The organism is Pseudomonas parasichuanensis (assembly GCF_021601385.1).
In the GTDB taxonomy this organism is placed as follows: Bacteria; Pseudomonadota; Gammaproteobacteria; order Pseudomonadales; family Pseudomonadaceae; genus Aquipseudomonas; species Aquipseudomonas parasichuanensis.
In genome coordinates this window covers 1-11,029 of sequence record NZ_BQHO01000064.1, presented here as the reverse complement: position 1 = coordinate 11,029, position 11,029 = coordinate 1, and the positions used below count along the sequence as shown (strand labels likewise).

General features: G+C 62.8%; 14 protein-coding genes and 4 pseudogenes. 11 read left to right on the top strand and 7 right to left on the bottom strand.

Annotated features, from left to right (window positions below; all coding sequences use genetic code 11):
* Positions 1 to 9: 9 nt before the first annotated feature.
* Positions 10 to 1,014, top strand: a pseudogene (locus tag L6D77_RS26805) (autotransporter family protein); the annotation flags it as partial.
* Here the strand turns inward: L6D77_RS26805 and L6D77_RS26800 are convergent.
* Positions 1,011 to 1,634, bottom strand: a complete 624-nt coding sequence (locus L6D77_RS26800) for a LysE family translocator (RefSeq protein WP_232884709.1) — start codon at positions 1,632 to 1,634, stop codon at positions 1,011 to 1,013. The pseudogene L6D77_RS26805 and the gene L6D77_RS26800 overlap by 4 nt on opposite strands.
* Before the next feature lie 217 nt (positions 1,635 to 1,851).
* On the opposite strand from L6D77_RS26800, the gene L6D77_RS26795 reads away from it, so the two are divergent.
* Together L6D77_RS26795 and L6D77_RS26790 are read left to right on the top strand one after the other, a co-directional pair.
* Positions 1,852 to 2,667, top strand: a complete 816-nt coding sequence (locus L6D77_RS26795) for a helix-turn-helix transcriptional regulator (RefSeq protein WP_232884710.1) — start codon at positions 1,852 to 1,854, stop codon at positions 2,665 to 2,667.
* Positions 2,668 to 2,730: 63 nt separating this feature from the next.
* Positions 2,731 to 3,351 (top strand): LysE family translocator, encoded by a 621-nt coding sequence (locus L6D77_RS26790; RefSeq protein WP_232884711.1) that lies wholly within the window; start codon positions 2,731 to 2,733, stop codon positions 3,349 to 3,351.
* Here L6D77_RS26790 and L6D77_RS26785 read toward each other — a convergent pair.
* Positions 3,302 to 4,024 (bottom strand): annotated as a pseudogene (locus L6D77_RS26785) (metallophosphoesterase); the annotation flags it as partial. The gene L6D77_RS26790 and the pseudogene L6D77_RS26785 sit on opposite strands and share 50 nt — an antisense overlap.
* A 76-nt stretch (positions 4,025 to 4,100) precedes the next feature.
* Between L6D77_RS26785 and L6D77_RS26780 the strand changes: the two are divergent.
* Positions 4,101 to 4,613, top strand: a complete 513-nt coding sequence (locus L6D77_RS26780) for a DUF3016 domain-containing protein (RefSeq protein WP_232884712.1) — start codon at positions 4,101 to 4,103, stop codon at positions 4,611 to 4,613.
* 3 nt (positions 4,614 to 4,616) lie between these two features.
* Here the strand turns inward: L6D77_RS26780 and L6D77_RS26775 are convergent, their stop codons facing one another.
* Positions 4,617 to 5,126: a DUF2867 domain-containing protein gene (locus tag L6D77_RS26775; protein ID WP_232884713.1), complete on the bottom strand. Its 510-nt coding sequence runs from the start codon at positions 5,124 to 5,126 to the stop codon at positions 4,617 to 4,619.
* A 136-nt stretch (positions 5,127 to 5,262) separates the two neighbouring features.
* Between L6D77_RS26775 and L6D77_RS26770 the strand changes: the two genes are divergently transcribed.
* Positions 5,263 to 5,505, top strand: coding sequence for a hypothetical protein (locus L6D77_RS26770; RefSeq protein ID WP_232884714.1), 243 nt, complete (start codon positions 5,263 to 5,265; stop codon positions 5,503 to 5,505).
* Positions 5,506 to 5,511: 6 nt separating this feature from the next.
* Here the strand turns inward: L6D77_RS26770 and L6D77_RS26765 are convergent, their stop codons facing one another.
* Together L6D77_RS26765 and L6D77_RS26760 are read right to left on the bottom strand one after the other, a co-directional pair.
* Entirely contained in the window at positions 5,512 to 6,015 is a 504-nt protein-coding gene (locus L6D77_RS26765) for a methylated-DNA--[protein]-cysteine S-methyltransferase (protein WP_232884715.1), read from the bottom strand.
* Positions 6,016 to 6,109: 94 nt separating this feature from the next.
* Positions 6,110 to 6,454, bottom strand: coding sequence for a hypothetical protein (locus tag L6D77_RS26760; RefSeq protein WP_232884716.1), 345 nt, complete (start codon positions 6,452 to 6,454; stop codon positions 6,110 to 6,112).
* Between the two features lie 275 nt (positions 6,455 to 6,729).
* On the opposite strand from L6D77_RS26760, the gene L6D77_RS26755 reads away from it, so the two are divergent.
* A complete protein-coding gene (locus tag L6D77_RS26755) occupies positions 6,730 to 6,933 on the top strand; it encodes a hypothetical protein (protein ID WP_232884717.1) in 204 nt (67 codons plus the stop codon).
* Between the two features lie 80 nt (positions 6,934 to 7,013).
* Complete coding sequence (locus tag L6D77_RS26750; RefSeq protein ID WP_232884718.1) at positions 7,014 to 7,409, top strand: hypothetical protein; 396 nt, start codon at positions 7,014 to 7,016, stop codon at positions 7,407 to 7,409.
* 29 nt (positions 7,410 to 7,438) lie between these two features.
* Here the strand turns inward: L6D77_RS26750 and arfB are convergent, their stop codons facing one another.
* Positions 7,439 to 7,852, bottom strand: coding sequence for an alternative ribosome rescue aminoacyl-tRNA hydrolase ArfB (gene arfB, locus L6D77_RS26745; protein WP_232884719.1), 414 nt, complete (start codon positions 7,850 to 7,852; stop codon positions 7,439 to 7,441).
* 90 nt (positions 7,853 to 7,942) lie between these two features.
* Between arfB and L6D77_RS27375 the strand changes: the two are divergent.
* The 4 genes and pseudogenes from L6D77_RS27375 (at position 7,943) to L6D77_RS26730 (ending at position 10,666) form a co-directional block, all read left to right on the top strand.
* Positions 7,943 to 8,294, top strand: a pseudogene (locus L6D77_RS27375) (site-specific integrase).
* A 323-nt stretch (positions 8,295 to 8,617) separates the two neighbouring features.
* Positions 8,618 to 9,481, top strand: coding sequence for a M24 family metallopeptidase (locus tag L6D77_RS26740; RefSeq protein ID WP_309295667.1), 864 nt, complete (start codon positions 8,618 to 8,620; stop codon positions 9,479 to 9,481).
* Between the two features lie 604 nt (positions 9,482 to 10,085).
* Positions 10,086 to 10,334 carry a hypothetical protein gene (locus tag L6D77_RS26735; RefSeq protein ID WP_236170218.1) on the top strand — a complete coding sequence of 83 codons (249 nt, stop codon included), beginning with the start codon at positions 10,086 to 10,088 and terminating at the stop codon, positions 10,332 to 10,334.
* A 134-nt stretch (positions 10,335 to 10,468) separates the two neighbouring features.
* Positions 10,469 to 10,666 (top strand): hypothetical protein, encoded by a 198-nt coding sequence (locus tag L6D77_RS26730; RefSeq protein WP_236170217.1) that lies wholly within the window; start codon positions 10,469 to 10,471, stop codon positions 10,664 to 10,666.
* A gap of 35 nt (positions 10,667 to 10,701) precedes the next feature.
* On the opposite strand, the pseudogene L6D77_RS26725 reads toward L6D77_RS26730, so the two are convergent.
* Positions 10,702 to 10,902 (bottom strand): annotated as a pseudogene (locus L6D77_RS26725) (penicillin-binding transpeptidase domain-containing protein); the annotation flags it as partial.
* Between the last annotated feature and the right edge of the window lie 127 nt (positions 10,903 to 11,029).

Here is an 11,029-nt window from a genome sequence, read left to right as displayed (position 1 = left end):
AGGGGATGACCCGGCCAGGCGGAGCTGCCCGCCCCGGTGCCTGGCCGGGTCATCCCCTTGTACCGGCCCGAGGTGGCGGTGTACGCGGCGGCGCCACGCGGCGCGGCGATCATCGTGCGTCAGGCACTGGGTACCTTCCATCAGCGTCAGGGTGAACAGCGCTGGCTCGACACCAGTAGCGCCCCGCCTTCGAGCTGGGGCCAGGCCTACGGTGGCACGCTTCGCCAGCAATGGAGCGGCACCGTGTCCCCCACCCTGGACGGTGACCTGTATGGCTTCAAGGTGGGCCAGGACCTGTATGCCCAGACCACGGCCGATGGCTACCGCCAACACGCCGGCCTGTACCTTGGCCATAGCCGCCTGGACGGTGATGTGCGTGGCTTCGCCCTGGGCCGCGAAGACAACCCGGTCGGCGACCTCGAGCTTGAGGGCGACAGCCTGGGTACCTACTGGACGTTGGTGACGCCAACACAGGGCTACGTCGATGTCGTGCTGCAATACACCCGCCTCGATGGCCGCGCCCGCTCCGATCGTGGCGACAAGCTCGACATCGATGGCCATGCATGGGCTGCCTCGCTGGAAGGCGGCTACCCCTTTAGGCTGACCCCGCAATGGACCCTGGAACCCCAGGCCCAGCTGATCGCCCAGCAAGTGCGCCTGGACAGCGCCAACGACAGGGTCTCGCGGGTCAGCCATGACGCCCAGGTGGAATGGCTCGGGCGCCTCGGCTTGCGCCTGGAAGGGATGTTCGCCGCCAGTGACAGGGTACTGCTGCAGCCTTTTGCGCAGGTCAACCTGTGGCATGCCGACGGTGGCGCCGACACCCTGACCTTCAATGGTGTGGACCGTATCGACACCGACTACCGCTACACCGCGCTACAGCTCGAAGCGGGCCTGGCGGCACGCCTGGCTGCGGCGTTGAGCCTGCACGCCGCCGTGCAGTACAGCGCCAACCTGGACAGCCGCCAGCAGGAGGCCGGCGGGGTCAACCTGGGCGTGCGCTGGCAGTTCTAGCGCCGCGCCGCCAGCAAGCCAAGCCCCGCGCAACCCAGCAGTGAAGCACTGACCCGGTTGAACACCCGGCGCGGCCCCGGGCGTTCGAACCAGCGCTGCAGGTAGGCACCCAGCCCGGCATAGATGGCGATGGCCGCCCACTCCAGCAACAGGAACAACACGCCCAGTTGCAGGAACTGCTCGCTCACTGGGGTTGCGCCACCCACCGTGACGAACTGCGGCAGGAAGGCGGTGAAGATCAGGATCGCCTTGGGGTTGCCGGCAGCCACCCAGAACTCCTGACGCGCCAGCTTCAAGGTGCCGCGCGCCGGCTCGCCGGCTGCCACGGCCTCGCCCACCGGCGCGCGCCACAGTTGCCAGGCGATATAGAACAGGTAGCCGGCGCCCAGCACCTTGATCGCCAGGAACAGGTATTCGCTGGTATGCAGCACCACCGCCAGGCCCATGGCCGCCAGCGCGATCATGCCGCTGAAGGCCAGTAGCCGCCCGCCCCCGGCCACGCAGGCGGTGCGCAGGCCATAGCGGCTGGCGTTGTGCAGCGACAACAGGTTGTTGGGCCCCGGCGCCATGTTCAGGGCGAAACAGGCGGGGATGAACAGCAGCAGGCTCGACAGGTCCATTCTTGTTCTCCTTCAAGGACCGCAGCAGGGTCGCGCCCGGCCTGCCCGCACGTCAAGCACAGTGATGCGGCGAATGGCCGGAACAGTCAGCAGTGATTAGAATGCCGCTTCCACACAACGGCCTTGCACGTCCGATGTAGGAGCGCCCCGGCAAGGCCGCTCCTGCAAAAAAGCTGCGCAAGACAGTTAATCCCGTACAACCACCAGGCGGCCTGCCATGCCCTCCTCTCGCAGTGAAATCTGGCATGACCCGGCGCTGCCCTTCGTCGAAAGCCGCCGCGCCTGCCATAGCCGCGCCTGCTACAAGGCCCACAGCCACCCAAGCTTCTCCATCGGCGCGGTCGATGTCGGTTACAGCCACTTCACCGGCGCAGGCCAGGGCACGGTGCGGCTGACGCCCGGCACCCTGGTACTGGTGCCGGCGCAGCGGGTGCATGCCTGCAACCCCGAACCCGGCCAGGCCTGGAGCTACCAGATGCTGCACCTGGACGCCGACTGGCTGCGCTGCCTGCGTCTGGAATCCGGCTTGACGGCGGGTGAACCGCAAGCACCGGCGCGCATCACCCGCTCACCTGCGCTGTATCGGCAGTTCTGCGCGTTGAACGACCTGCTGTTCTCGAAGGTATCGCCGCTAGAGAAAGAAGCAGCGCTGGTGACATTCATCGGCGACCATGACTTCAGCACCCTGCCCACCTTGCCACCGGCCCCGGCGCTGGCTCCTTCGATGCTGGGTGAGCTGGTTGCCTGCCTGGATGAACAGGGCCTGGCCGAGCTCAGCCTCGACCGCCTGGCCCGGCAGGCCGGGTTGGGCCGCTATCAACTGATCCGCGCGTTCGCGCTAGCCACCGGGATGACCCCGCACACCTACCTGCTCAATGCCCGGGTCAACCAGGCGCGGTTGCTGCTGCGCCAGGGCTGTGGGCTGGCGGAGGCCGCCTATCGGCTGGGGTTCGCCGACCAGAGCCACTTCCAGCGAGTGTTCAAGGCCCATGCCGGGGTGACGCCCGGGGCCTACCGCGGCGGGTTGCAATAATCTTCAATACGTCCGGCCTGCGGCTGAGCAGACTGCGGTTTTCGCCACTCGGAAACCCGCTTGATGGAACAGTTCCTGCTCGTCGCCACCGCTCACTTTCTTGCCCTGCTCTCACCCGGCCCAGACTTTTTCCTGGTGGCCCGCACCTCGGCCAGCTCGGGTTGGCGGGTGGCCAGTGGCGCCTGCCTGGGCATCGCCCTGGCCAACGGCGTATTCATTTGCGCAGCCTTCGCCGGCGTGGCGATGTTGCAGGCAGGCAGCGCGCTGTTCGTGACCCTGCAACTGGCCGGCTGCGCCTACCTGCTGTACATCGGCGCGCTGTTCTTGCGCTTCGCCGGGCGCAACAGCCTGGCACCTGCCAAAACGGCTGCGGGCCAAACGGTCAGGGGGTGGTTGGGTAGCCTGGGCATGGGCTTCACCTCGGGCATCCTCAACCCGAAGAACGCGCTGTTCTATGCCAGCCTGGCCAGCATGATCGGCACCAGTAGCATCGTACTCAAAGGGCTTTACGGCGGCTGGATGTTCACCGCGGTGCTGGCCTGGGACCTGCTGGTGGCGCTGGCTATTGGCAATCGTCGGGTACTGCGCCGCTTTGCCCAAGCCCTGCCCTGGCTGGAACGGGCCTCGGGGGTGATGCTGATGGCCCTGGCTGTCGGTGTGCTGGTTCATCTGGCATGGGGCTGACCACTTCAAGCGTGGCGAAGTCCAGCAAGCTGAAGTAGCCACTGCTCCAACCGCCGGTATCCAGGTGCCAGACATTGCCCAGCACCTTGACCTTGAGTAATGGCGTATGCCCGACCAGCAGCGCGCGCAGCCCTGCGACCCCAGCGTCGTCGCCTTCCCTCAGGCGCCGCCGCGACCATTGGCACACTTCCCGTATGCGCGGATCGTCGTCATCCAGTAGGCTCGCGCGCAAATCCTCCCAGCGTGCGAAGGGGCTGTCGGCGTGCAGCAGGCCGACCGGTCCGTCATGGGTCTGCACTTCCAGGGCGATAGGCATTTGAAGGAACGCATCGACAAAAGGCCGCTGCTGATCTCCTGGCAAGTCGAGGAACCAGCCACCTCCTGCCGCGCGGTACATGTCCAGGTCAAGCCGGCCACCGCGCAGGTGATTGATCGCCAGGCTTTCGTGGTTGCCCTGCACCGCGTGGAACCAAGGCTGAGCGAGCCAGTCAAGTGCCTGGGCACTGTGCGGCCCGCGGTCGACCAGGTCGCCGACACTGAAGAGGCGATCGACCGCCGGGTTGAAGCCGACGCTGTCCAGGCACTGTTGCAAGCGCTGGAAGTGCCCGTGGATATCACCCACGGCCAGGTCGCGCCCGCGGGTGTTGGCGGCTATCCGCCTGAAACGGCTCATTGCTTCGTTCCTCTGCTACGGCCCCGGCACCGGCGTAAAATGGTTGGGCAAGCCATCCGCACCCGGATGGTGCATCATGCGTACCGCCCTGGCCTGCGCCGTACTGATGGTGCTGGCATTTGACAGCATGGCACAGGGCACCCCGACCGCCCAGGTCGAGGTGCGATTCGAGCATCCGGAAAACTTCCACGATGCCAGCCTCGACAGCCAAGGTTACGAGCGTGGCGCCGACCCGCAGGTGATCAAGGCGCTGACCGAACACTTGCAGAAGCTCGGCCAACGGTACCTGCAACCGGGCCAGCAACTGGTGATCGACATTCGCGACATCGACCTGGCCGGGCGCTACGAGCCCTGGCACAGCCGCGCCTACGATGTGCGTTTCATGCGTGACATCACCTGGCCGAGCATCGACCTCAGCTATACCCTGAACCAGCCCGGCCAGCCTGCACGGCAGGCGGCGGAGCACCTGAATGACAAGATGTACCTGAGCCGCCCGGGGCGCCAAGGCAGCAGCGACCGCCTGTACGCCGAAAAGGCCATGCTCAGCGACTGGTTCCGCCAGCGCTTTGCCCCGCCGCCGCACGCCTGAGCCTCAGCGGCGCAGGCGGCGCAGGGCGATCGGCGCAATCAGCCGATGGAACGGCGCCACCGGCAGCATGTACAGCCGGCCCAGCAGGTTGTGGGTGCGCACCACGGTGCTCACCAGCACCTGGTACTGGCCGTCGGCTGCCGGGCGGCACGTCAGCGCGATGTACACATCCAGGTGGCGGTCGCGGTCAACCAGCAGCACTTCGTCCTCGGTGTTGGCCAGCAAGGTGAAGATGCCCACGCGCTCGCCGGGCTGGTAGCTGGCTGCCGGTCGGGCGGGGTCGATGGCGGTCAGGCGACCCAGATCCTTGAGCCCGACCAGCGCCACCAGGCGGTTGCGCAGCACCATCAGCGCATCGATCCAGCCGGGCATGCCGGCCATCAGCCGCAGGAACAGCGCCATGGCCGGTAGTGCAGGTTGCGCCAGGCGGATCGCCCGGCAATGGCGAAAGCCGGCCTGGGCTGCGTGGGCGGTGATCAGCGAGTCGCTGGGAATGCTGGCGGTATAGGTCATCTGGGTTTTCCGTCCATGGAATCAGCGCCTTCGTGCTGGCGAAGGCGATTTACCCGATAGTATCCTGCGCTCCCGAACCGATGCCAAGGATGGATGCATTCGTGAACACCTGTGCCAAGCCCCAGACACCACCAGCATGAAGTACCTGTTACTGGCATTGGCCAGCTATTCCGGCAGCTACTACGTGGTGGGCCTGTTGATCAAAGGCGGGTTGGCGAACATCGCCGAAGACCTGCGCCACCGCCCGGACGCACCGCCGCCGGGCCAGTACCTGCGTGAAGTCGCGCAGCATGCCCGGCGGGCGCATCGCCATTACGCGCTGTTCAGCGGCAGCCTGCTGGCCTTGGTACTGGCGCTGCTGTGCGCCTGGGTAGGTTGAGGGCGGTTACTGGAAGTCCAGCGCCAGGCTCTGACGCCCTTCCAGAGCCAGTAGGTACTGCTTGGCCGGCAAGCCGCCAGCAAAGCCGGTCAGCCCCCCCGAAGCGCCGATCACCCGATGGCAAGGGGCGATAATCGAGATCGGGTTGCGCCCGTTGGCCGCCCCCACTGCCCGCACTGCGTCGGGGTTGCCGATCTGCCGGGCGATATCGCTGTAGCTGCGGGTCTCACCGAAGGGGATGCTCAGCAGCGCCGCCCACACCTGGCGCTGGAATTCGGTGCCGGCAAAGTCCAGCGCCAGCTCGAAGGTGCGGCGCTGACCGGCGAAGTACTCGCCCAGCTGACGGGCCGTCTCACGCAACACCGGGTGCTGGTCATCGCGCTGCAGTTCGCCCAGGCGTACCCGGTTGGCCCGTTCTTGCTCCCACAGCACCGCTGCCAGGCACGCACCGCGGGCCACCAGCGTCAGCGTGCCGACGGGCGAATGCATCAAGGTAAAGGCGCAGGGCATGGCAGGCTCCGGTCAGGTAACGGTCTGCGCACTGTACCCACCGCACCGCATGCGCGCATCCGCTTTCTTGCCATGCCCCTGGCCCTGATCGCTCCTAGGTCCGCGCGCACATCTGCGCGGCATCGAGCAAGCGCCCGTGGTCATACCAGGCATCACGCTGGTAGGCAGAGTACTGATGCTGCCCGCCGGAGCCTGTCACCTTGACCAGCCCATCGGCCTTGCTCGGATCGGTGCTCTCGACAAACAGTTCCAGGGCGTCCTGGTTTTGCACCGTAAAGGTTTTCGCCGAGTCGGGCAGCTCGGATTTCACGCAGCGCAGATAGTCCGGCGGGCTTTTTGCGGTTGAACCAAAGGTGTTGTCGTGGCTTGCGCGCAGGTCAGGGTCATGGGCACAACCGCCCAGCAGCAAGCCGGCAACCAGCGCCACCAGTGGCTTCATCGAGCGCTTCATACAACCTCCGATCACCCCATCAGGAAACCCTGGACAGTGACGGACAGCGACCACCCTTTTTAATAGTCAGCTTACGATTGGAAAGGTTAGCCCCCGTGCCATCGGCCCGTTATGCCGGTTTGCTATGTGGGCAAGGCGTTGCGCGCATGTCGCAAGCATGTGCCGGCCCGCTGGTCGGCGCTGCGCCACAGGTTGCGCAAACAGGCGCCTACTGGGGCTCGGGCCTTGCGGCCCGCCGAACACGCCAATCGAGGTGTGCCGCCATGAAGCGCATCAACAAGCTCATCCAGCAGCGCCGCCATCAACTTCACGTACACCTGCCGCCGAGTGGCCTGGAAGCCGCCCCTTTTACCGCCACTGTCAGCGCCTGTGCGCGATGGCTGCCAAGCCTGGACACCGAGGCTCAGCCCAGAACAGCGCCGCACAGCATCGGCATGCCCTTGCGTACCGAGACTTTGGCCAGATAGTAACTGGATGCCTGTGAAACCGGCCGCTACAGTGCGGGGCACTGGCAGCGGCCAGGACACTGACACGGAGGTTGATGATGATGGCGAAGCTATTGGTGACGGTGGGTATCGTCTTCTACGCGGTCGTGGTGCCGATCCTGGAAATCAACGATACCCACGTGTTCAACCAGGCCTGGGCGCCCCACGCCCGGTTACACGAAACCTGGCAGCTGTTCACCAATACCGCGCTGGGTGCCTTCAGCGTGTGGCTGGTCTGGGGGCGGAACGATCTGCGGCTGGCGAGCCTGCTGACCCTGTTCGTCACGGGCGGCTTCCTGCTGGCCTATTGGTTGCGCGATGGCTACGGCGGGTCGATGGTGCTCAGCGACGGCTCCGAAAAGATGATCATGGGGGTCAATCTGGGGCTGCTGGCCTATACGCTAGCCATAGTGCTGGCAGGCATAGCCGTAGTCATTGATCGACGTCACCGGGCGTGAGTGGCGAAGGCAGTTGAAGACCTACCTCACTAGAAATCCACCCTGCCCCGTCCCGCCTTGACCGTGCTGCGCCTGGCTTTTCCTTCGAGGCGGCGGGTCTTCGAGCCGAGGGTCGGCTTGGTGGGGCGGCGTTTCTTCTCGGTCTTGCCGGCAGTGATGATCAACTCGGCAAGACGCGCCAGTGCGTCAGCGCGGTTCTGCTCTTGGGTGCGGTACTGTTGGGCCTTGATGATCAACACGCCGTCGCCGGTGATGCGGCTGTCACGCAACGCCAGCAGCCGCTCCTTGTAAAACTCGGGCAGCGACGAGGCGGGAATGTCGAAGCGCAGGTGCACGGCGCTGGACACCTTGTTGACATTCTGCCCGCCTGCGCCTTGCGCGCGAATGTAGGTCAGTTCAATGTCGGCATCTGGCAGATGCAGGTTATTGGAGATGGTCAGCATGGCATGGCCCTTGTGATTGCTCTTCATTATCACAGCCTTCGCCGCCCACCCACAGAACAAAACACGTCGGCCCACCCGGTAAGCCCTTTCATGCGCCATTCGAGCAAAGGTGGGCTGTAGATCAACGCACCAGGTGTTACAATCCGCCACTTCAAATCAGCGCCCAAGGTGCTGACCATCCGTGAGCGCCGCCAGTACGACACCCGCCACACCTACGTAACCCTGTGCCTGATGGTTGAGATGAATCAAAGCGTTCATCGCGAACCCGCTCGGCCACAGCGTTGAGATGTTGCTCTCGACCTACGCGAAATGGATCAGCTCCTCCTCGGACTGGAGGGAGCTGGAGAAGCTGCTGCCCCGCGTCGCATTGGCCCAACATTGGCCCAGGCAGGACGAGGGGCCATACATACACCTCTGGAACCCCCGCAGGACAAGCACTTGATCTCTACAGCCAACATCACCATGCGCTATGCCATGGGGTTTGGCGGGTGGTGATGTGCTGATTTTGCTGGGCGAAATACCCGTCGCTCCCCCACCGAAACGCATCCGTTGGTTCCCCACTTGGTCCCAAGAGCATAGTCCGACTTTGATGCCGATCCGGCATAACACGCACCACCTAAGGCGCATGCTACCGACAAGTCCTAACGCCTACTATCGACCCAAAGCGGCCTCTCACCGCCCCGAAACAGTGCTTTTAGAGTGGGTAAGTGCTTATAGTTGGGCCGTAAACCATCTTTCTGAGCGTAGTAGCCAAGGAGTTTAATTCTGAGAAGCATAGGGATTTTGTTGTTGCTCTATTGCGCAAATCTTTTCGCGACAGAGTCGTCGCCCGAGCATTATGCCGAAGCTAATCGCGCCCGTGCGGTCGGCATCACTCAACTGGATAGCTCGACAATTCTTGCCGAGGAGGCTCGACTCGCACCTTTGGCCAGTGACCTGTTACTTAAAGTCAAGCCGATGATCCGCGAGGGCGGCAGCGGTGCGGCGATTCAACGTTACGTATTGACGCAGTTCGAACGCCACGGCTGGCTACCAATGCTAGTGGGCTACAAGGGCTATACGGCAGCGGTGCCGGTGTCGGTGAATAGCCAAGTGGGTAACGCGCTGCCTACTGATACGCCATTCCCGGACGCAGCGTTGGTTAAAGTGGAGCTGGTTGCCGCATCGCCCCAGGCCCATGTCGCCCAGGTTTGGACATTTGCCACCGCCAAGGCCACCGAACAGCAGCGTCAGTTGCTGGCAACAGCCCGCAGAGCGTTGCGCAGTGGCATTGATCAGGTTCGTGCGGGCGAGCGGCTGTGCAATGTGGGCCAAGCCGTTCAAGAGGTGCTGGATGCCAACCAGGCGGTCGCGATTCGTGAACTCTCGGGCTACGCCATGGGACAGTCGCGGATTCAGGAACCTCAGGTGTTTGGTTACAAGGGCTTCACAAACGATGCCACCTTGATGCAACCAGGGCAGGTGCTGAACGTTTATGTGATTGCGAAGGCAGGCGAATTCGGGGTGCGGTTCCACCCACCTGATTTTTGGACTGTCCACACTAAGGATGGTGCAGACAGCGTCATGCTGTCGGCGATGGTGGAGGTTACAGTTGACGGGCACCGGCTGCTGAGTAGGTTGGTGGACTAATTACGGTTGGCTGAGTAGTTGCAGATATAACCCGGCGTATGCTAATCGACCCACTGCGGTCGTCCAGACACCAAGCCGAACAGATGGGATAATCGACTGCTATTTCAGCCATTTCCAGTGCGTATGAAAAACAACGAATATTCCCAAAGCGAATCTACCCGTGATAGGGCATTTAACCGTGCGCAGGCCCACGGCGCCGGGCCTCTGCCCGTTGAGGGCTATCACCAAACGGTAGAACTGTGCGGTCGCGTCACCGGCGGCTGGCTGTTCCGTTACAGGATCATTTGCAGCTTGGACATCCCTGCGCATGACCAAGCGTCATTCGCTGGCGCTTTAGGTTGCTTGGTTGCTGATGACGGAGAGGTACGTGATCTCTCGGGTCCGATGTTCATGGACATGCTTCATACGCGGGTATAGCTCGCACGAGGGCTCTTGGCCGAATGTTGCCTAAATGCCAAGCGGCTGGATTGGGTCGGAAGCAGCCATCCGTGAACGGCAGCCAACGACCCTTAGCTGCCCTTCGTTCGGGGCAGCAAGTGGCCAGAATGGGACATAGAAACCTGAGAATCTATAGCGCCGAAGCAGCCTTACTTGGAGTGTAAAGATGAGCAAACTCATCGCACTAATTGCAGAAGCACAGGCTGGACTTTCGATCCAGGAGAAAATTCCTGAGGAGAGATGGGCGGCAATTGCCGCGCAATGTGGGGCTGTAGAGGTCGCAGAAATCATGGAGCGGATAGCACTACTCAAAGCCGAACTCGAGACCATTGAAGATTGGGATGGTGACACTAGAGATGACATAAACGCCGCTATCTATCGCTTTTCCCAACTACTGAGGCGCACCGCCGGCTAACTCGATAAGCACCCGATAATACCTACCTGAGGAAGTCCGTAATGGGTCGATTGCAGCCGCCACAGACCTTGGCGGATCTATTCGCTAGCACCAGGTCTTCTATACTGCTTCGGCCAAACTGCCAGGTTATTTTCGTGAAACTATCCATCGAGGGATTAGCTGAAGCTGGTGAGGATCTGATCCAAAAAGCGATCGACGCTCAGCGCCGCCTTCGACAAGCCGAGGATGCTGGCGCGCCGACCGAGGAGATTGAGCGCCTGAAGACCTTGGCCGAGTCGCTGTTCCAAGCCATCACCGACTATCAGCTGCATGCTTTCGGTGGACCTGGTTAGCCGATTCATCAGCAAACCACACCAGTTACGTCAGCTTAGTTTTTGGACGCAGGGAGCGCACCTATCGATTCCAAAACCTGCCTGCCTATCGCCTCTCTCTTGGGAGCATCGGCCATCCTCTTCGGGGTATCAATGTTCAGGGCAAATATCACGGGGCCATCAGGGAACTCAACCCAGCCTACCCACCATCCGATCTGGCCTCCCAGCCCGGTTTTCGCTCGCATGATCCAGTCCCGACTGATCTGGTCAAGTAATTTTGGACACCGATTAAGGTTTATGCCGCCGCTTTGAGCTTTGCCTCCATGGCTACCGGCGTTTCATAGCCGTTGTAGCTATGGAGCCGCTTGAGGTTGTAGCGCATCA